Here is a 21,114-nt window from a genome sequence, read left to right on the forward strand (position 1 = left end):
ACAATCATATTTTTAAATAATTTTTTTATTTTGTCTTCTCAAACTTTCTACTCTTTCTTCAAATAAATTTTCCGGTATATTCACACATATCTCTTGAAATAAATCCATGAAATTTTGTGGTTGTATTTCAGATTTTCTTGTTGTTAAATTAAAATATATAAAAGTTACCCATAAAGCAGCATGTGTCAAAGTCTTGTCTTTATTCAACATTAATACTTCAATCGTATTAGTCCTATCTGTATATTTTATAATTTTACTTGTAATTATAATATCTTTATTATATCTTACTTCTTTTATATAGGCAATCTGATTTTGCAAAACAACCCATAAACACCCGGTTTTTTTAGATTGTTCAAAATTATCTAATTGATAATTTTCTAAGCAATGATCCTCTCTCGCATTTAGCATATAATCAAAATATCGGAGATTTGAAAGATGTCCAATAGGATCACAATCTGCAAATCGTACTCTGTATTTTGATTCTGGTTCTTTTATTTTCATAACGTTAATTTCGATTTAATAATTTTTTAAAATATAAATTTATTATTCACTGTATCTATTTATAAGATTTACTATTTTTTCCAGATCTTTCATTTCTAAACCTACATATAAAGGCAGACATAATATTTTTTCTGATATTGCTTCAGATACCGGCATTTTATTACACTTAATATAATTTATAGTATTTAATGAAGGGTAAAAATAGCGCCTTGGTACAATATTTTGTTCCGCTAATTTTTGTTGTACCTTCAAAAGTATCTTTTCAGAATTAAATATAACCGGATAATAACTGTAATTCCACTTGGTGTTTTCTCTTATTTTAACTGATTTTATTTTATTAAAATCTAAAGATTTATTGTAAAAATCAACTATTTTTTTCCTTTCAGCTATTATATAATCAATATAATGTAAGACAGACAAGCCCATTGCTGCTTGTAATTCAGATATTTTAGCATTGATACCTACTCCACTTATATCATTCGTTTCAGTATAACCAAAATTGTGACTATAATTCAATTCTTTCATCAATTCGGAATCTTTGCAAAAAATAGCACCTCCTTCCCCGGTATGAAAAAGTTTAGTAGAATGAAAACTACAGGTACTTATATCACCATATTCAAATACAGATTTGTTATCATATTCTACGCCAAAACAATGGGCTGCATCATAAATAACTTTTATTTGATATTTCTTTGCAACTTTTTCAATTATTTTCACATTACAAGGATTACCAAACACATGAGTAGCTAAAATTGCTGTAGTTTTTTCAGTAATTGCTTCTTCAATCCTATTCTCATCTATAGTGAGATGATCCGGATCAATATCAACAAACACGGGTGTACAACTTTCCCATACAATAGCAGAAGTGGTAGCCACAAAACTAAAAGGTGTAGTAATAACTTCTCCTCCCTTAGCAACATTTTTCAACGCTATTTGTATAGGGATGGTACCGTTATTGGTAACTAATATATTATTAACATTAAGATACTTCTTAAGTTTCTCTTCCAGTTTTAAAACTAATTCACCTCTATTGGTAAGCCATTGGTTTCTCCAAATAATTTCTAAATATTCATTATATTCAGCTAACGGAGGTAAAAATACCTTGGTTACATTAATTCTTTTTTCCAAAATCAAAAAACGCCTTTAATTAATAAAATTTATAAATCAAAAGTAAAACAAAAATCATAATTCTCATAAATAATATTCATAATTTTATTGGTATGACAAAATTACTTGAATATAAAAAACTTAATACATTTATAAAATCAGCATTAACGTTTATATAAAAGTTATATAAATCTGCTTTTTATTTTTATTTACCTTTGCAAAAAATATGATATGTCAAATATTATAGCGCTTGTAGGAAGGCCTAATGTAGGAAAATCTACTCTTTTTAATCGTTTATTACAAAAGAGGGAAGCAATTGTTGATAGTGTGGCCGGTGTTACTCGTGATCGGCATTATGGGAAAAGCGATTGGAACGGAATCGATTTTACTGTTATTGATACAGGAGGATATGTGGTTGGGTCAGAAGATATTTTCGAAGAAGAAATACGAAAACAAGTAGAACTTGCCGTTGATGAAGCTTCTGCTATTATATTTTTAGTTGACGTTACGGAAGGAATTACAGATATGGATAAAGAGGTTTCCAATCTGTTAAGAAAAACAGATAAACCTGTTTTTTTAGTAGTTAATAAAGTTGATAATGCCATGTTAGAAACGGAAGCTATGGAGTTTTATTCTTTAGGAATAGAAAAATATTATACCATTTCAGGAATGACCGGTAGCGGTACAGGAGATCTACTGGATGATATTGTAGCTACATTTAAAGAAGATAATTACGTAGATCCTTTTGAAGGTTTACCTAGAATAACTATTGCAGGAAGACCCAATGTAGGGAAATCAACTTTAACCAATGCCTTATTGGAAAATGAACGAAATATTGTTACAAATATAGCCGGTACTACCAGAGACAGCATTGAAACCCTGTACGAAAAATTCGGATATAAATTTGTACTGATAGATACTGCCGGTATGCGAAAAAAAACTAAAGTAAATGAAAACCTTGAGTTTTATTCCGTAATGCGTTCCATACGTTCAATTGAAGATTCGGATGTTGTAATCTTAATGATAGATGCTACATTAGGTTGGGAAAAACAAGATATGAATATCTTATTCTTAGCCCAAAAATATAGAAAAGGGGTAGTCATTGTTGTCAATAAATGGGATTTGGTTGGAAAAGAAACTAATACCTTAAAGTATTTTGAAAATTTTATAAAAGAAAAGATTGCTCCATTTACCGATGTACCTATTATTTTTACCTCTGCTGTTACTAAGCAGCGGGTATATAAGACCGTTGAAACAGCCATGAAAGTCTATGAAAATCGTTCACGAAGAATCAAGACCAGCAAACTAAATGAAATTATGCTTCCCATTATCGAATCAACACCACCACCAAGTATTAAAGGTAAATATATAAAAATTAAATACTGTACCCAACTTCCTACTCGAACCCCTCAATTTGCATTTTTTGCAAACCTCCCCCAATATATTAAAGAACCCTATAAAAGATTTATAGAAAATAAATTACGTCAAAACTTTGAGTTAACAGGAGTTCCGATAGAAATATATTTCAGACAAAAATAAATTTTATAATAAATAAAAAAGCATCTCTGTAATGAGATGCTTTTTTATTGAAAATATTTTCATTTACTAAAAAGGATATTCAAATAATTCACTTTCATGATAGTATGGATTACCTTTCGCCTCAAGATCAAGTTTACTTATGGAATACATTACAGTAAAAATAAATAATCCCAGCATAAAAATAAAAGCTCCGATTTCTAATAACCCTATACCCCAAAACGCACCAACTGTACCCGGCATAATAATGTTAAATAAATCCATATAATGACCGAATAACACTACACAAGCCATGATGGGAACAATTATGTAATTTCTCTTCACTTTACTGCTAACTAATATTAAAAACGGTAATACTAAATTCGGGATCAACATGGTAAAATAAGTAGATCCGTATAATTTATACCTTCCAAAGAAATATACGGTTTCCTCCGGTACATTAGCATACCAATACAGCATGAATTGTGCAAACCATAGATAGGACCACAAAAGACTAAATCCAAACAAAAACTTAGCAAGATCATGCATATGATTATCATTAAATGCAGGTAAAAAACCTTTCTTTTTAAGATATATGGAGATAATCAACATAACACCGACTGATGAAACCAAACAGCTGATTAAAACATACCACATATATAAGGTAGAATACCAATGGGGATCAATAGACATAAGCCAATCCCATGCCCAACAAGCAGATGCCAAAGCAAAGAAAACAATAGTCCCAACACTCCAATTATATACTTTTTTATAGTCGGCTACTTTTTTGGTTTCATCCAACTTTCTGGTTAATGATTTTATTTTCCATAAAAAGAATAGGCATCCTGCAACATAAATTAGAGTTCTTATAACAAAAAATGGTCTATTCAAGAATGGTTCTTTTGATTTTATCAGTAAATCAAAATGCGATGAGTTAGGATCAGTTAAAGCAGGATCCATCCAATGATATAAATGATTCAATCCGCCATGCTCACCACCATATGTGGAAAGGAAAATAAAAGTAATCATTAATAATCCTCCCACCGGTAAGAACGAAGCAATACCTTCCATTACTCTAATTACAACAATGGACCAAGCTGCATTACCGGCATGCTGTACGGCAGCAAAAAACAAGGCTGTAGCTGAAATACCAAAAAATAACATTAAAGACACAAAAAATGCTGACCAGGGTCTGTTATGTATTTGATGTTCTGCATGTTGTATATGATCTTTAGAAAACATAACATCTCCTTTATAAACTGAATTCATGGGTTGAGCACTCGATAATTCTTCATTTTTGTGTAGTATTTCTTTAACGGTATGTTCATCTATACGTGAATTCTGATAATACCCTATACCAAAGGCTATCAATCCTACTACGATTAATACTATGGATGTTAATTTAAGACTTGATGAAAATGTATATCTCATAGCTGTTATTATTGTACTGTTGTTTGTGTCTGTTCTGCAGGGGTTGCTTTTGCAGAAGGTTTAAATTCATTTATAACATATTCTGCAACTCTCCACATATCACCAGGTAATAGTTGCCCCGCATAAGAGCCCATGGCATTTCTTCCATGTTCCATTACATAATGTACAGATCCGACTGTTATATCTCTATCTTTATAATTAGGTACTCCAGAAAATGCTCCGGATTGAACGATGTCTCCTTGTCCGTCTCCGGCTGTTCCATGACATGCCGAACATGTTTTTATATATAAATCTTTTCCTCTTGCTAAATCCTTATCTTTAGTTAATGGATTTAGCGGTGAAACGGTTACTTTTTTAGATGCATCGTATCCTTCAGGGGTGTTCGGTAAATCCATAGGTAAAATTCCTTCCGGATTTTGAGATATGCTTCCGGGAACAGGAGCTAATGCGGTTGCTCCTCCATGCTTAGAAAATAATGGAACAGTGGTTCCTTGTTCGCCATAAGCTATTACTGCCTCTTGATAGGGATCATAGGCTACCGGATAGTACATATCTGGAAAATAAACCAAACTGGGTTTTTTCTTATTGCAAGAAATTATTAATAAACTTCCTGTTATAATAAAAAGAATATATTTAGTTAATTTTTTCATCTTCAATTTTTTTTACAGTTATTTCCTCAACTCCTGTAGCAATCAAAATTTCCTTCACTTGTTCGTAATTTTGGTCTGAAATTTCAACTAAAAATTTATCATCGGTTGTTCTTGGATCGGGATTTTGAGGTTTTTGTCCCGGATAATGCTTATTTAAAATAAGGTAAGTAATTGACATTAGGTGAGCTGCAAAAAATACAGTCAGCTCAAACATAATTGGAATGAAAGCTGGCATATTTTCAGTCCAAGTAAAACTCGGTTTTCCACCGATATTTTGTTGCCAATCATAATTCATAGTATACCAAGTAAGTAAAGTAGCAACTGTCAATCCTAAAGCTCCATAGAAAAAAGCAAATTCAGACATTCTCGATTCTTTCAATCCCATCGCCTTATCTAACCCATGTACTGGAAAAGGTGTATAAACCTCATTGATTTTTATTCCTCTATCACGAAGTTGTTTAACCCCATCTATAAGGAGATCATCATCTCCGTATAAACCGTAAATAATTGTCTTAGTGGTGCTCATTTTCTAAATGATGTTTTTTGTACCCTTCACTTGATGTTTTTATAATAGTCTTCAACTCTGCCTGAGCTATTACCGGGAAAGTTCTAGCATATAACAGATACAATACTGAAAAGAAACCTATAGTTCCGATAAATATTCCTACGTCTACAAAAGAAGGTTGGAACATGGTCCATGCACTCGGTAAATAATCTCTTGAAAGATTAATTACTATAATATCAAATCTTTCAAACCACATACCTATATTAATAACAATGGAAACAATAAAGGTCCATAAAAAGTTTCTTCTTAATTTTTTTATCCACAGAGAGGCCGGAATTAATACATTGCAAAGAATTAATAACCAAAACGCCCACCAATAAGGTCCTGTTGCCGCTCCCACTGAGAAATAAGTAAAATCTTCATATCTACTTCCGGAATACCATCCGATAAAAAATTCAGTAATATATGCAACTGTTACCATACCTCCGGTCACAACAATTACAATATTCATATATTCGATATGCTTTTGAGTAATATAATCTTCCAAATGGCATACCTTTCTTACTACACTAAGCAAGGTTTGTACCATGGCAAACCCCGAAAATATTGCTCCTGCAACAAAATACGGCGGATATACCGTTGAATGCCATCCTTTAATAACTGAAGTAGCGAAGTCAAAGGAAACAATGGTATGTACAGAAAATACTAAAGGAGTTGCAAGACCTGCCAATACTAAGGATACTTCCTCAAATCTCTGCCAATGTTTGGCTTTTCCACCCCATCCAAAACTTAAGATAGTATAAATCTTTTTGGTTACCGGTTTAACTGCTCTATCTCTAATCATGGCAAAATCAGGAATTAGCCCGATATACCAAAAAACCACAGATACGGAAAAATAGGTACTGATTGCAAATACATCCCACAATAGAGGCGAATTGAAATTAGGCCATAAAGTTCCGAATTGATTAGTAATGGGGAATACAAAATAGGCTAACCAAATACGTCCCATATGTATACATGGGAACATGGCTGCCTGAACCACTGCAAATATGGTCATAGCCTCTGCCGAACGGTTAATGGAAAGTCTCCATTTTTGACGAAACAGCAATAATACAGCTGAAATCAATGTTCCTGCATGTCCTATACCTACCCACCATACAAAATTAGTAATATCCCATCCCCAATTTATCGTTCTATTTAGCCCCCATACTCCTATTCCAGTACCTACCGTATATGCGATACAACCCACTCCATAGATAAAGGCTACCAATGCAATATAAAAAGCAAACCACCAAAGTTTGCCGGCTTTATTTTCAATAGGACGGGCAATATCTTCCGTAATGTTATGATAGGTTTTATTTCCTAAAATTAACGGCTCGCGAATAGGTGCTTCGTAATGTCCTGACATAGTAACTTTCTTAAAATTTTTATGATTCTTTTCTATTCCTTATTTTGTGCTGATAGAATACATTAGGTTTTGTTCCTACTTCTTCTAACAGTACATATTTCCTTTTATCTTTTGATAGCCTTGCAATTTCTGATGAAGAATCATTAACATCTCCAAATTTTATTGCTCCGCTAGAACAAGCCAGTGAACAAGCTACCTGGAATTCTCCATCCTCAACTTTTCTACCTTGTTTTTTAGCTTCTAAAATGGTTGATTGAGTCATTTGTATACACATGGAGCATTTCTCCATAACCCCTCTGGAACGAACAACAACATCAGGATTTAATACCATCCTGCCTAAGTCATTATTCATATTATAATCAAACTTATTATTAAGTGCATAATTAAACCAATTGAAACGACGAACTTTATAAGGACAGTTATTAGCACAATAACGAGTCCCTACACATCGGTTATAAGCCATATGGTTTTGTCCTTGTTTTCCATGAGAGGTAGCTGCTACCGGACAAACTGTTTCACAAGGGGCATGATTACAATGCTGACACATAACCGGTTGAAAAATTACATCCGGATTGGTAGGATTAGGTTCTATCAATTCCTTATACATAGGAACTTGATCCAAATTTTCTAAGATTTCTTCTTTTTGCTCAATTTGCTTTTTAGAAGAATAATATCTGTCAATACGTAACCAATACATATCTCTAGACATTCTTATTTCCTCTTTACCAACTACGGGAACATTATTTTCCGCTTGACAAGCAATAATACAAGCACCACATCCGGTACACGCATTTAAATCAACTGAAAGATTAAAATGAGGACCATCCGTACTATCATAATCTCTCCATAAATCCACCTTATTCATAGGAACTTCTCCTACATATGAATTCATTTTTAGTGGCTCATTCCATTCTTTAGGATCCACGTTTAGAAAGGTATCTAATGAAACTTCTCTTGCTATTTCATATCTTCCCATTAAAGTACCTTGCATTTGCATCGATGCGAATTCATGTTTCCCTTGAGTCAGCTTTATATTTACATTATATTGTATTAAACTTGATTTAAAATAAACCGGATATGCATTAATTCCTGTTTGACCTACTTTCCCTGATTTTGATTGGCCATATCCTAAAGCCAATCCAATTGACCCTTTAGCCTGCCCCGGTTGAATTAATACGGGAACATTCTTTATAACTTTTCTATTGACCGTTAAATCTACTAATGAACCATCTAGTTGCATTCTTCCATTAGTCTCATTGGTTATTCCCAATTGGTTAGCATCATCTAATGAAATGGTAATATAATTATCCCACGTTAAACGAGAAATAGGATCAGGCAGCTCTTGCAACCAGGGATTATTAGCTTGAACTCCATCCCCAATAGCTGTTTTAAGATATAAGTTCAGTTCTAACGCTCCCGATTTAATACCGGCTATATTCGACAATGCCTGTTCAACATTTCCACCAATTACTTTTAATTCTATGGTTTCGGTAGTTTCATTATATCCATTATATAAGGCCCGATTGAAACTATATCCCAACTTATTTCCTAGTTGTGTTTGCCAATATTGTTTTAAATAATTATAATAAGCATTAGTTTGTTGAGGTGTTGCTGTTGTAGTATAGGTGGAATTAAATGGGGTCGTTACCTCTTGAATAGCCTCTTTTGATTGGGAAGCTAAGGAATCAGCCGGTAGGGTTGCTCCTTTCGGAGTAACTCCGGATTGTGTTTTAACAGTATTAGTTAATGTTCCTGCATTCTTCCATACTAATAATGAATCTTGAAATTGCCGAGTATCAAAAATTCTTTGGATTGTTGGTTGTGATAATAAGTAAACACCGGTTGCCGGATTTATATCTCCCCATGATTCTAACCAATGAGGAACCGGTGCAATGGCTTTACATAAAGATGCTGTTTCATTTTCATATTCTGAAAGAGAAACGGTACAACTCACCTTTTTTATTAATTCTTTTAGTTTTTCTCCTTCTGAATAAGAATATATCGGATTAGTATTGAAATTAAGCAATACACCTACTTGTCCGCTTGATAACCATGAAAGTAGTTCCGTAAAACGTGTATCATTGGATTCTTTAGTCAATAATACTTTATCTTTTCTAACTGCTAATGAGTTTAATTTCTGATTTATTAAATTTGCTAAGACATAAGTTGATTTATCGCCTTCAGCAAATACAACCGCTTTAGACCCCTTCGCTATTAGCTCTTTAGCTATTTTTTTAGCGGTTGGGTTTGATGAAGATCCTTCTAATGCTTTATAAACTTCACCTAATAATTTTTGAACTTCAGAAGGCTTTAATGGTAATCTTTCATCCGAACTTGCTCCTGATAGGCTTAAATTGGATTCAATTTGTATATGCTTAAGCATATTTTTACCCGGGGTTTTTGCTTTTGCATAATCTTCTTCAAAATGTCCTCCATTCCAATCATTTAAAAAGTCTGCAGCAAAAGAAACCAATAATTCGGCTTTTGTCAAATCGTATAAGGGCAAAGCTCTCACTCCATAAACCTCTTCAGCTGCATCCAAAGCAGGAGAGTAAGAAACTGCATCATAAATGATATGTTCTGTGCTTGGATATACTTTTGTAAAATCTTCAATAATTTTTTTAGTTGAAGGAGAAGGTAAAGACGGGGTTAAAATAACAATTTTTTTACCTGCCGTCTTAGCTGCCTGTAATCCTTTATTTACATAATCATCTAAAGTTTTCCAATCGGATTCGGAGGCGTTCAGCTTAGGTGCTTTTGCTCTATTATTGTCGTATAAGGAAAGAACGGAAGCTTGACTTCTAGCGCTGCTTCCACCAAACAGGGAAGCATTTTTATTACTTTCAATTTTAATTGGCCTTCCTTCTCTTGTTTTTACTAATACACTGGCAATATCAAATCCATTATAAAGAGTTGAGGCATAATAGTTAGGCACTCCTGGAATTATACCCTCGGGTTTAACCACGTAAGGAACCGATTTTATAATGGGAGCTTCACAGGCAGCTAAAGTTACAGCCGCTGTTCCAAAACCTAAGAATTTCAAAAAGTCTCTTCGTGATGTTTTTGTAGAAAACATTGCTTGATCATCTCCTAAAAATTCATCTATAGGAAGCTCTTCTACAAATTCATTTGCTGCTAGTTTCTCTGTTAGTGAAGGATCTTGCAATTCTTCTAAACTCCTAAATTTTATTTTATCTTTTGAAGCCATAATGATCTTCTGATGATTTTAATTTATTAATAATGACATTTACCACATTCTAAACCTCCTATTGCATCTACTGTTATTTTAGATTTATCCTCACCATACTCTTTTTTCAGCTTTTCATGAAGTTTATTAAAGTAAGCTGCATTATATCCATTATTCATATCAACCTCTGTTGTACGGTGACAGTCTACACACCATCCCATAGTGAAGTCATTTGCCATTCTTACTACATTCATGGTGTCTATGGAGCCATGACAAGCTTTACAAACCACATCAATTTGATGATTTGGATTTTTCTTGTTGTAATTGGCTATTATCGTTTTTTCTCCTGCTACTACGTGTTGAGAATGATTAAAATACACGAAATCCGGCATATTATGAATTCTTTCCCATTTCACAGGATTTTGTTTCCCGGTATATTTTTGATTTTCTTCATCCCAGCCAATATGCTCATAAATTTTCTTTATTTCAGCAGTATAGAATTCTTTAGACTTACCCGGCTCTATATACTTACCGGTATATTCGCTGATATTTCTATGGCAATTCATACATACGCTCAGAGAAGGAATTTCGGATACCTTTCCATATTTTGCACCTGAATGACATAATTGGCAATTAATTTTATTTTCTCCTGCATGAATTTTATGTGAAAAATAAATGGGTTGATCAGGTGCATATCCTTTATCAACACCTATTCCCATTAACCATGCCCATACCCCATAAAAGGATAAAGCCAATAATAAAGTTACTAATGCATATAATACGCCTTTATACTGTACATAAAATTGTGAAAAATTCTTAATTCTAGTAGATTCAAGTTCTGTTAATTCTGCACTTGAAGTTTTTAATTTTACTAATTTATTGACTTTGATTAAGGTGAAAATAAGTATTACTCCTATGGAGGCAAAAGAAAGTAAAATATAGTTTAGATCATTGGAAGTTTTCTTTTCAACTACTACGGGAGTAACTTCTTGAGTCGGAACAGGTGGATTTTCTAAATACGCTAAAATATCATCAATATTTTGTTCTGATAATCTACCTTCGAAAACATCCATAGCAATTTGATTGTTCTCTTCGAATATTTTATTCGCACGTTTGTCTCCACTTTTTCTTAGGGCTTCATTATTCATGATCCATTTTTGGATCCATCCGACATCAGCGCCCTCTTCAGTTAATTTAGTTACAATTCCTTTAAGAGCAGGCCCTGTAAGTTTACGATCTAAAGCATGACAAGCGGTACAATTGTCTTTGAATAATTTCTCTCCATTTTTTACATCTCCATTTACTTTCTGCGATAAAACAGAAACACTTGTTAAGAGAGTCAGCATACATACTGCTATAATTTTATTCATAATAATTGATTTCAATTGAATGAAACTTATTTATAATATAATTGTCCCATTAAAAGCGACTTATGCAAAAATATAAATATGCTTTATATTGCCAAATCTTTTTTTTAACATATCATTTACTTTTTGTTAATTTGTAATTATTCTAAATAATAATTATATTTATCTCACTGTTAAACAGGTTATTAAGTTGAAATACATACAAATAACATTACAGACAACTAAACAAAAAAAGATTTTTTTACCTTGTTTAATTAAAATTTAGTCATTTTTTCTAGCTAAAAATCGAGTTAATTTGATTCCCATATCTAAAAATATAATTTTAGCACTTCCATTTCTTTCAATATGAAAAAATGCGTTATTAATCTCTTCTAAGATATCTTCTATATTTTTCCCATGAACAAAACGACTAAAATGATCCCATTTAAAATTTTCGTAGGTTAAAGGGTTATTCACTAAACTGGAAGATTCGTAATTTTGAAGTAACGCCTGTCTAAACGTTTCGGCACAAAACTGAAGAAAATTCTTTTGTTTTTCTCTTCCCCAGGCAGATACTTGTAAAGACCAATCTACAATTTCTCTTAAATATTGAGGCTTTTTAGGAGCCATTACCGCCGCACGGTTCCATCTAATAAAATATTTTTCAAATTCTTCTTGTATTGTATTATTTTTTAATAATTTACAAACCAGACCCCAATCTCCCTCGGCTCTTCTCGCTACGGTTTCAGCAGCTTCTTTTTTTAAAGAAAACCTGCTTTGCAAAATATCGTATATTTCATTACTTTTTATAGCATTAACGGTTATTTTATGACATCTCGATAAAACAGTCGGAAGAATTTTTTTATCATCTTCAGCTATAAGTATAAATAAAGTCTTAGCGGGAGGTTCTTCTAATATTTTAAGCAATTTATTGGCGGCTTCAACTCTCATAGTTTCTATCATCCAAATAATTTGTACTTTATATCCTCCTTCAAAACTTTTTAAGTTTAATCCATCAATAATATTCTCAATTTCTTTTACAGAGATAATTCCTTGTTTTTTATCTTCATTTATATATTTATACCACTGATTTATATCTTGGTATGGGTCTTCAATAAGAAATTCTCTAAACTGTTTTATATAGTCGGAACTTATCGCTACTTTTTTTTCAGTTGAATTATTAATCGTAGGAAACGATAAATGTAAATCAGGATGTTGCAATCGATTGGTCTGTAATAAACATTTTTCGGATTTATTACAAATTACTTCCGATGCATAAGCAAGTGCTAAAGGTAAAACCCCATAACCTGATTTTCCTATGTAAAGTTGGGCATGACTAATCCTATCCTCACTTATTGAATTTTGCAATTGCTTTTTTAAATTCTGCTGACCAATTATATCATCCCATTTCATGTAAACAAAGATAGATTAACTTTTCTAATTCCATTACTTTTATGTAATTGAATTACTAAATTATTTATATATTTTTTCTTAAGTCAAATAAATATGTTTTTTTTAATGAAAAATATAGCTGAATTTTATAATTTTATTTACCCATTTAACCAAAATTTTAAAATATTGAGTATTCGATTTAGAATATCTTTTATCGTGCTTGTTTAAATATTAAAAATGTTATGCCCCTAGAATTTTTAATAAATTATTTTAATTTATTTGTACAAATGAATAATTATTGTAAGGATTAAGGAAATATTATCAATTAGCTTATAAAAATTTGTTTTTAAAAAAGATAGGTCTACCTTGTAATTTTGCATATTTTTGGAACTAATATGGAACAACTAGAATCTAAATACAATAATTCCCCTAAATCCAACAAAATCATTCATTTAGAAAAAGGAAAGCTACCCCCTCAAGCTATTGATTTAGAAGAAGCTGTGCTAGGTGCCATGATGATCGATAAAAAAGGTTTAGATGAAATTATAGATATTTTATCTCCGGAAGTATTTTATAAAAAAGAGCATCAACTTATTTATGAAGCCATTGAGGATCTATTTAAGCAAACAGACCCCATTGATATTCTTACCATATCCAATAAATTACGGTCCCAAGGTAATTTGGAAGCTGCAGGAGGAGATTTTTACTTGATTCAACTTTCCAATAAAATTTCCTCATCAGCTCACATTGAATATCATTCACGAATTATTCTTGAAAAATATATACTTAGAAAACTCATCGAAATATCCTCTAATATGATTGAAAAATCGTATGATGAAACATCAGATGTTTTCGATTTGTTAGATTATTCTGAAAGTCAACTATACGAAATTACCAACGGTACTTTGAAGAGAACTTTCAATGAAGCTAAAAATCTAGTATCCAATGCATTAAAAAAGATTAAATCATTGGAATCTAAACAAGGAATGAGCGGAATTCCTTCGGGGTTTAAGCATGTTGATAAAATTACTGCTGGTTGGCAACCATCAGATCTTATAATTATTGCTGCAAGACCCGGTATGGGTAAAACCGCTTTTATTCTCTCAATGGCGAGGAACATTGCCATTAATGCCGAAACTCCTATAGGGATATTTTCATTAGAAATGTCTGCAGAGCAATTAATGATGCGTATGATATCTAGTGAAACCGGAATAGAATCTGAAAAGTTAAGAAAAGCAAATTTATCTGAATTAGAGTGGCAACAACTCTATTCCAGAGTTAATAAATTGGAAAACGCACCGATATTTATAGATGATTCGCCAGGAATTTCCGTTTTCGATCTAAGAGCTAAAGCCCGTAGACTTGTTTCACAGCATGGCGTAAAAATGATTATGATCGATTACCTCCAACTAATGTCAGCCGGAGGGAAAGGTATAGGAAATAGAGAACAAGAGATAGCAACTATTTCTCGTTCATTAAAAGCTATTGCCAAGGAGCTTGAAATACCGGTTATTGCACTGTCACAATTATCTCGTTCTGTGGAAACTCGAGGAGGGAGCAAAAAACCTTTACTTTCAGACTTGAGGGAATCAGGGGCTATTGAACAAGATGCCGATATAGTGGCCTTTATATATAGACCGGAATATTACAAATTGGATACATGGGAAGACGGATCCCCATGTTTAGGGCAGGCAGAATTCATTATTGCTAAACACAGAAATGGAGCTTTAGAAGATATTCGTTTACGATTTACCAGTTCTCAAGCTAAGTTTTCGGATATTGATGAAGATTATTTTTCAGTGCAGGAAAGTATAAGCTCCACGACTTTTGAAAGTAAAATTAATGATGAAATTTCTTTTGACAGTTCCATAAATATACCTTCCATTAACCCTAGTGATTCTTTTGGAATTGATGACAACATCGATGATCCGGATTCTGATATTCCATTTTAAACTTTTTAATAAATCAGAACTTTACTAAAATAATTTTAAAATATTTGATAAATCAGAGAATTGTTCTAAGTATCCTTTAGCATTTTGGATCAATTATACTCATAATAAAAAACACTCACGTTAAAGCGAGTGTTTTTATATGATAACGAAAATATTATTAAATTTATTTTTTAACAGTATCCACAACAGCTTTGAAAGCCTCTGGATGGTTCATAGCTAAATCTGCTAGAACCTTTCTATTTAAACCTATATTTTTTTCTTTTAATAAGCCTATAAATTTAGAATAAGAAAGTCCATATTGTCTTGCACCTGCATTAATTCTCTGTATCCATAAAGCTCTGAAATTTCTTTTCTTTTGCTTTCTACCTACATAGGCATATTGTAAACCTTTTTCAACAGCATTTTTTGCTACTGTCCATACATTTTTTCTTCTCCCATAATAACCTTTAGCTAATTTTAGGATTCTTTTTCTGCGTGCTCTTGACGCTACTGAATTGACTGATCTTGGCATATTTTTTTGTTTTTTTTGAAGTGGGTGGAAGCATTTATCTTCTCTTTTTTACCCATTCCAGGGTTAAACTTTTAAATGATTTAAAAAAACCGGAACATCTTTTTAAAGATATTCTCTCTTACTTAATTAATAATTGTCTTTTAACGCTTTTTTCATCTGCAATATCTACTAAAGCAGAATAAGTCAGATTACGTTTACGTTTTGTGCTTTTCTTTGTTAAAATATGACTTTTAAATGCATGTTTTCTTTTTATTTTCCCTGATCCGGTAATTGAAAAACGCTTTTTAGCACCTGATTTTGTTTTTAATTTTGGCATTTTCTTATTTATTTACCTCGTTATCAATCTTACAAAATTATATACTTTTTAAAAAATAAACAAATCATTCAGACTTTAACTTATTTCTTGTATAGACATCTCTTTTATGGTTTTAATACATTGTTTATAGAATTATGAATGTTTTTTTATATTTATATAATTTTATTAGAATATAATTTAAATTTGTATGAATTTCGTTGCAAATGTTTTTTTTGATTTGAGTTAATTATTATTTAAATGGTTATTGAAAAGAAGACATAACCTCTTCATGCAATAGTTTGCATTTTTAACAATACTTCTGGATTTTCAATTTTAAAAAAAATTCATTAAAAATTAAGTATCCATTTTGCATTCAAAGGATGATATCAAAGTCTATAAAAATAGTAAGTAAAATTATTCAGATTTTAATTAGATCATCAATTTTAAATTTTCCACCAACTTTAATCCTAATTGAAATCTATCAGAAATAAAATTATTTCAATATCTGAAAAACATAAATTAAAAATAAAGAGCTCTTTTACTTTATACTTACTAATAAATAGCTTTACTTGATAGCTATTTATACTTTATCTTATTTTTTGGGTGACATCATCATTATCATTCTTTTTCCTTCGAGCTTTGGCATTTGTTCTACTTTACCCCATTCTTCTAATTCTTGCGCTAATCTTAATAATAAAATTTGTCCTTGATCTTTAAACACAATAGAACGCCCCTTAAAGAATACATATGCTTTTAATTTAGAACCTTCCTCCAAGAATTTTTGTGCATGTTTCTTTTTAAATTCAAAATCATGCTCATCGGTTTGCGGTCCAAAACGAATTTCTTTAACCACTACTTTAGTTTGCTTGGATTTGAGTTCTTTTTGTTTCTTTTTTTGTTCGTACAGGAATTTTTTATAATCAACAACTCTACAAACGGGTGGATTTGCACTTTCTGTGATCATTACCAAATCCAATTCTAAATCTTCAGCTATGGACAATGCTTTCTCTATCGGATATATTCCTTGAGTAACATTATCTCCTACTAAACGAACTTCCGGAACATCAATTTTTCCGTTAATTTTGTGTTCTGGCTCTTGCTTCTTTGGGATATATTTCCCTCTTGAATTATTTCTGTTAAGTGCTATGGTATTTAAATTTTATTGATTATTTGTTGCTTTTTTCATCATCTTTACTACTTCTTCTAAAGAAAAAGTACCTAAATCTCCTTCTCCGCGTTTACGAACTGACACGGTATTAGTGGATGCTTCCTTCTCTCCTATTACAAACATGTAAGGAATTTTATTGATCTCTGCATCTCGTATCTTTTTACCTGTCTTTTCGTTACGATCGTCAATCCGTCCGCAAATATCCGAATTTTCCATTAAATCCAAAACTTTTTTTGCATAATCTATATATTTTTCACTAATAGGAAGTATAATATATGGTTCAGGACTTAACCATAATGGTAAATTTCCGGCGGTATGTTCTAACAGAATGGCTACAAAGCGTTCTAAAGAGCCGAAAGGAGCTCTATGGATCATCACAGGGCGGTGTTTTTCGTTATCTGCTCCTATGTAGTATAAATCAAACCTTTCCGGTAAATTATAATCTACTTGAATAGTACCCAACTGCCAGTTTCTTCCTAAGGCATCCTTGACCATAAAATCAAGCTTTGGACCGTAAAAAGCAGCTTCGCCATATTCCACCACAGTAGGCAATCCTTTCTTTTCGGCTGATTGTTTGATGGCATTTTCGGCTTTTTCCCAATTTTCATCACTTCCAATATATTTCTCCTTATTTTCCTTATCCCGCAATGATATTTGGGCTGTAAATTCTTTAAATCCTAACGATTTAAATGTATATAAAACAAGATCGATTACATTTTCAAACTCACCGATCAGTTGATCCGGTGTACAAAAGATATGGGCATCATCTTGGGTAAATCCCCTTACTCGGGTTAATCCATGCAATTCTCCACTTTGTTCATATCTATACACAGTTCCAAATTCTGCAAACCGCTTGGGTAAATCTTTATAGGACCAGGGTGAAGATCGATAAATTTCACAATGATGTGGACAATTCATTGGTTTTAATAAAAATTCTTCTCCTTCATTGGGGGTTTTTATAGGTTGAAAACTATCGGCTCCATATTTTTCGTAATGTCCACTGGTAACATATAAATCTTTATGCCCAATATGTGGGGTAGCAACCATTTCATATCCTGCTTTTTGTTGTGCTGCTCCTAAAAAGTCTATAAGCTTTTGCCTTAGTTTTGCTCCTTTAGGTAACCATAGAGGCAATCCGGCCCCTACTTTTTCGGAGAAAGTAAATAATTGTAATTCTTTTCCTAATTTTCTGTGATCCCGCTTTTTTGCTTCTTCTATTCTTTCTAAGTATTCAGTCAATTCCTTTTGTTTAGGGAAGGAAATCCCATATACGCGAACCAGCTGCTTATTTTTTTCATCACCTCTCCAATAAGCTCCTGCTGCATTTAGAACTTTTACCGCTTTAATGATTCCGGTAGAAGGAATATGTCCTCCTCTACATAAATCTGTAAAATTATCGTGTGTTACAAAAGTTATGTATCCGTCTTCTAAATTTTCAATTAATTCTGTCTTAAATGGATTGTCTTTATAGGCTTCCAATGCTTCGTTTTTAGAAACAGAACGGATTGTGAAGGTAGAATCTTTCTTTGCATTCTCCAACATCTTCTTTTCTATTTTTTCAAAATCTTTTTCTGAAAAAACTTCCTCTCCAAAATCAACATCGTAATAAAATCCGTTTTCAATTGCCGGCCCTATAGTCAGTTTGGCATTAGGGTAATATTCCATGATGGCCTGTGCCAATAAGTGGGCAGAAGAATGCCAAAATGCCTTCTTTCCTAAATGGTCATTCCATGTTAATAATTGAACCGTTGCATCCTCCGAAATATGATCAGTAATTTCAACTTGTTTACCATTTACTAATGCAGAAATCGTGTTTCTAGCCAAGCCCTCAGATATTGATTTGGCAACGTCCAACGGTGTTACGGAATTTTCAAATTCTTTCACACTTCCATCAGGAAGAGTAATTTTTATCATTCTTCTAAAATTTTTAGGATACAAATTTACGAAAGTTTTATCAATGAAATTATTGCGGTTTTTAAATATAATGAAAATATTTTTTTATTTTTTAATCTGCAAGAATCCTTTTCTTACATGGTCAATTTGATATATTTATCTTTTATCTTTACTTATGTTTAGAAAATTGTTTAGACTATGTATATTAAATATTTTATCATATTCATTCCGTTTTATATGATATTTCATAGATAGAGATATTTTTATCTCATTTTTAAATTTGCTAAAATCTAAAGATAGGACAGAATCTTATTTTTAGAAAAATTCTCATAGATTTTATTTGCATGAACGATTTTTAAATATTTTTGCTTGAATTAATTTAATTAAATCATTCGGGTTTATTTGTATTTGCAATCCTCTCTGTCCGGCGCTAACGTAAATGGATTCGAAGCTTAAGCAAGATTTTTCTATATAGGATGGAAAAAATTTTTTCATTCCTATAGGTGAACAAGCTCCTCTAATGTAACCTGTTAATTTAAATAATTCTTTCATCGGAATTAAATTACATTTTTTATTTTCTGAGATTATAGCTATATGTTTCAAATCAAGTTCTTCATCTGCTGGCAAGATACAAACTAAATATCCTGTTTTATCTCCTTGTAAAACTAATGTTTTAAATACTTGTTTTATGTTTTCTCCCAAGGATTGTGCAACATGCATAGCGCTTAAATCGGATTCATCCACTTTATAAGGGATCAACTCATAATTAATATTATATTGATCTAATAATCTGGCGACATTAGTTTTATGTGCTCTTTGCTTACTCATGTAAACAATTTATTTTTTATTTTATCAAGAATTATTTAATGTTTTTGCTCATGTTTATTTATAGGTGTTATCTGTCAAAATCTAATGCCTTTCCTCTTACCTTTTTTACCTCTCCATCACTATAAGCCAATTCGCCATTTAAGAATGTTTTTTCAATGGTTGAGCTAAATGTTGTATTTTCCAAAGGTGACCAATTACATTTATAAAGTATGTTTCCCTTAGTTAAGGTATATGGTTTATCAGGATTAATCAAAACTAAATCTGCATAATATCCCTTACGTATATAGCCTCTTTTTTTAATTTGGTATAATTGAGCAGGAGCATGGCACATTTTAGTAATAACCTCTTCTCTGGTTATTTTTCCTTGTTTCACTAATTCTAGCATCATTAATAGAGAATGTTGTATTAAAGGACCTCCTGAAGCTGCTTGTAAGCATCCTCCTTCTTTTTCACTTAATAAATGAGGGGCATGATCTGTTGCAATAACGTCTAATTTATTATCTGCAACTGCTTTAATTAATGAATTGCGATCTTGTATCGTTTTTACCGCCGGATTCCATTTAATTTTAGATCCTAATTTTTCGTAATCTTCATCCGTAAACCACAAATGGTGCACACAGACTTCTGCGGTTACTTTTTTTTCTGATAACGGTTTGTTTTCAAATAAGCTTAATTCTTTTTCTGTGGATATATGTAATACATGAAGGCGTGTTCCATATCTATGAGCTAATTCAATTGCCTCGAATGAGGATTGGTAACAGGCCTCGACACTTCTAATTAAAGGATGGCAAGATATAGGAATATATTCTCCATATAGGGCTTTATATTTTTCAATATTTTTTCTAATTATTTCTTCTTTTTCGCAATGAACTGCTACAGGTATATTTATCTCAGAAAAAATAACTTCTAAAGTTCTTTTATTATCAACTAACATATTTCCTGTTGATGATCCCATAAATATTTTTATCCCACATATCTTTTTAGGGTTTGCTTTTTTAAGCTCATTAATATTATCATTGGTAGCCCCAAGATAAAAGGAATAGTTAGCAAAAGATCTCTGTGAAGCAACTTTACATTTATTTTCTAACGCTTCAATACTGACAGTTTGCGGATGGGTGTTAGGCATCTCCATAAAAGAAGTGACCCCACCTGCAATTGCCGCACGACTCTCGCTTTCTATATCTCCTTTATGAGTTGGGCCCGGCTCTCTGAAATGAACCTGATCATCAATAACTCCCGGAATCAGCCATAATCCTTTTGCATCAATTTTAGTTGATTTAACACTAATTTCTGAAGGAACTTTGCCTCTGTATATTTCGGAAATGATATCTTTCTCCAACAAAACCGATCCTATAAATGATTGTCCTTCATTTATAATTGTAGCGTTTTCTATAAGTATCATTTTGTTTTTTCATTTAAGTAAAG

Annotated in this window: 17 protein-coding genes; 2 read left to right on the forward strand and 15 right to left on the reverse strand. The window is 32.0% G+C overall.

The features are described from left to right. Positions 1-12: 12 nt before the first annotated feature. Both ASC36_RS00505 and ASC36_RS00510 read right to left on the reverse strand, forming a co-directional pair. The gene (locus ASC36_RS00505; RefSeq protein ID WP_055424524.1) at positions 13-501 is read right to left on the reverse strand and encodes an acyl-CoA thioesterase; all 489 of its coding nucleotides are present in this window, start codon (positions 499-501) and stop codon (positions 13-15) included. Between the two features lie 42 nt (positions 502-543). Further along, positions 544-1,635: a DegT/DnrJ/EryC1/StrS family aminotransferase gene (locus ASC36_RS00510; RefSeq protein WP_055424525.1), complete on the reverse strand. Its 1,092-nt coding sequence runs from the start codon at positions 1,633-1,635 to the stop codon at positions 544-546. A gap of 204 nt (positions 1,636-1,839) precedes the next feature. Here ASC36_RS00510 and der point away from each other — a divergent pair, with 204 nt between their 5' ends. Beyond that, entirely contained in the window at positions 1,840-3,147 is a 1,308-nt protein-coding gene (gene der, locus ASC36_RS00515) for a ribosome biogenesis GTPase Der (protein WP_055424526.1), read from the forward strand. Between the two features lie 66 nt (positions 3,148-3,213). Here der and ASC36_RS00520 read toward each other — a convergent pair whose 3' ends face one another. The 7 genes from ASC36_RS00520 to ASC36_RS00550 form a co-directional block, all read right to left on the reverse strand. Continuing rightward, complete coding sequence (locus ASC36_RS00520) at positions 3,214-4,554, reverse strand: hypothetical protein (protein WP_055424527.1); 1,341 nt, start codon at positions 4,552-4,554, stop codon at positions 3,214-3,216. A gap of 8 nt (positions 4,555-4,562) precedes the next feature. Continuing rightward, complete coding sequence (locus ASC36_RS00525; protein ID WP_055424528.1) at positions 4,563-5,204, reverse strand: c-type cytochrome; 642 nt, start codon at positions 5,202-5,204, stop codon at positions 4,563-4,565. Next, positions 5,188-5,730: a DUF3341 domain-containing protein gene (locus tag ASC36_RS00530; RefSeq protein ID WP_055424529.1), complete on the reverse strand. Its 543-nt coding sequence runs from the start codon at positions 5,728-5,730 to the stop codon at positions 5,188-5,190. The genes ASC36_RS00525 and ASC36_RS00530 overlap by 17 nt, the downstream gene beginning before the upstream one ends. Then, positions 5,717-7,117: an NrfD/PsrC family molybdoenzyme membrane anchor subunit gene (gene nrfD, locus ASC36_RS00535; protein WP_055424530.1), complete on the reverse strand. Its 1,401-nt coding sequence runs from the start codon at positions 7,115-7,117 to the stop codon at positions 5,717-5,719. The genes ASC36_RS00530 and nrfD overlap by 14 nt, the downstream gene beginning before the upstream one ends. Positions 7,118-7,136: 19 nt before the next feature. Continuing rightward, positions 7,137-10,325: a TAT-variant-translocated molybdopterin oxidoreductase gene (locus tag ASC36_RS00540; protein ID WP_055424531.1), complete on the reverse strand. Its 3,189-nt coding sequence runs from the start codon at positions 10,323-10,325 to the stop codon at positions 7,137-7,139. Positions 10,326-10,351: 26 nt separating this feature from the next. Further along, a complete protein-coding gene (locus tag ASC36_RS00545; protein ID WP_055424532.1) occupies positions 10,352-11,674 on the reverse strand; it encodes a c-type cytochrome in 1,323 nt (440 codons plus the stop codon). Positions 11,675-11,932: 258 nt separating this feature from the next. After that, the gene (locus tag ASC36_RS00550) at positions 11,933-13,063 is read right to left on the reverse strand and encodes a DNA polymerase III subunit (RefSeq protein ID WP_055424533.1); all 1,131 of its coding nucleotides are present in this window, start codon (positions 13,061-13,063) and stop codon (positions 11,933-11,935) included. 374 nt (positions 13,064-13,437) lie between these two features. Here ASC36_RS00550 and dnaB point away from each other — a divergent pair, with 374 nt between their 5' ends. Next, positions 13,438-14,994, forward strand: coding sequence for a replicative DNA helicase (gene dnaB, locus ASC36_RS00555; protein ID WP_055424534.1), 1,557 nt, complete (start codon positions 13,438-13,440; stop codon positions 14,992-14,994). A 163-nt stretch (positions 14,995-15,157) separates the two neighbouring features. Here dnaB and rplT read toward each other — a convergent pair whose 3' ends face one another. The 6 genes from rplT to ASC36_RS00585 all read right to left on the reverse strand — a co-directional run bounded on the left by rplT (position 15,158) and on the right by ASC36_RS00585 (position 21,091). Further along, positions 15,158-15,505 (reverse strand): 50S ribosomal protein L20, encoded by a 348-nt coding sequence (rplT, locus tag ASC36_RS00560; RefSeq protein WP_055424535.1) that lies wholly within the window; start codon positions 15,503-15,505, stop codon positions 15,158-15,160. Between the two features lie 118 nt (positions 15,506-15,623). After that, positions 15,624-15,821, reverse strand: coding sequence for a 50S ribosomal protein L35 (rpmI, locus tag ASC36_RS00565; RefSeq protein WP_055424536.1), 198 nt, complete (start codon positions 15,819-15,821; stop codon positions 15,624-15,626). 571 nt (positions 15,822-16,392) lie between these two features. Beyond that, positions 16,393-16,911, reverse strand: a complete 519-nt coding sequence (gene infC / locus ASC36_RS00570; RefSeq protein ID WP_073961172.1) for a translation initiation factor IF-3 — start codon at positions 16,909-16,911, stop codon at positions 16,393-16,395. Positions 16,912-16,959: 48 nt separating this feature from the next. Beyond that, entirely contained in the window at positions 16,960-18,882 is a 1,923-nt protein-coding gene (gene thrS, locus ASC36_RS00575; RefSeq protein ID WP_055424537.1) for a threonine--tRNA ligase, read from the reverse strand. Between the two features lie 315 nt (positions 18,883-19,197). Further along, a complete protein-coding gene (ybaK, locus tag ASC36_RS00580; protein ID WP_055424538.1) occupies positions 19,198-19,689 on the reverse strand; it encodes a Cys-tRNA(Pro) deacylase in 492 nt (163 codons plus the stop codon). Positions 19,690-19,756: 67 nt separating this feature from the next. Further along, positions 19,757-21,091 (reverse strand): dihydroorotase, encoded by a 1,335-nt coding sequence (locus ASC36_RS00585; RefSeq protein ID WP_055424539.1) that lies wholly within the window; start codon positions 21,089-21,091, stop codon positions 19,757-19,759. Positions 21,092-21,114 lie beyond the last annotated feature (23 nt).

The sequence above is a fragment of the Apibacter mensalis genome (genome assembly GCF_001418685.1).
Taxonomy (GTDB): Bacteria; Bacteroidota; Bacteroidia; order Flavobacteriales; family Weeksellaceae; genus Apibacter; species Apibacter mensalis.

Coding starts and splice junctions, on each gene's coding strand:
- ASC36_RS00505 (WP_055424524.1), bottom strand. CDS start 501: ATGAAAATAAAAGAACCAGAATCAAAATACAGAGTACGATTTGCAGAT.
- der (WP_055424526.1), top strand. CDS start 1,840: ATGTCAAATATTATAGCGCTTGTAGGAAGGCCTAATGTAGGAAAATCT.
- ASC36_RS00520 (WP_055424527.1), bottom strand. CDS start 4,554: ATGAGATATACATTTTCATCAAGTCTTAAATTAACATCCATAGTATTA.
- ASC36_RS00525 (WP_055424528.1), bottom strand. CDS start 5,204: ATGAAAAAATTAACTAAATATATTCTTTTTATTATAACAGGAAGTTTA.
- ASC36_RS00530 (WP_055424529.1), bottom strand. CDS start 5,730: ATGAGCACCACTAAGACAATTATTTACGGTTTATACGGAGATGATGAT.
- nrfD (WP_055424530.1), bottom strand. CDS start 7,117: ATGTCAGGACATTACGAAGCACCTATTCGCGAGCCGTTAATTTTAGGA.
- ASC36_RS00540 (WP_055424531.1), bottom strand. CDS start 10,325: ATGGCTTCAAAAGATAAAATAAAATTTAGGAGTTTAGAAGAATTGCAA.
- ASC36_RS00545 (WP_055424532.1), bottom strand. CDS start 11,674: ATGAATAAAATTATAGCAGTATGTATGCTGACTCTCTTAACAAGTGTT.
- ASC36_RS00550 (WP_055424533.1), bottom strand. CDS start 13,063: ATGAAATGGGATGATATAATTGGTCAGCAGAATTTAAAAAAGCAATTG.
- dnaB (WP_055424534.1), top strand. CDS start 13,438: ATGGAACAACTAGAATCTAAATACAATAATTCCCCTAAATCCAACAAA.
- rplT (WP_055424535.1), bottom strand. CDS start 15,505: ATGCCAAGATCAGTCAATTCAGTAGCGTCAAGAGCACGCAGAAAAAGA.
- rpmI (WP_055424536.1), bottom strand. CDS start 15,821: ATGCCAAAATTAAAAACAAAATCAGGTGCTAAAAAGCGTTTTTCAATT.
- thrS (WP_055424537.1), bottom strand. CDS start 18,882: ATGATAAAAATTACTCTTCCTGATGGAAGTGTGAAAGAATTTGAAAAT.
- ybaK (WP_055424538.1), bottom strand. CDS start 19,689: ATGAGTAAGCAAAGAGCACATAAAACTAATGTCGCCAGATTATTAGAT.
- ASC36_RS00585 (WP_055424539.1), bottom strand. CDS start 21,091: ATGATACTTATAGAAAACGCTACAATTATAAATGAAGGACAATCATTT.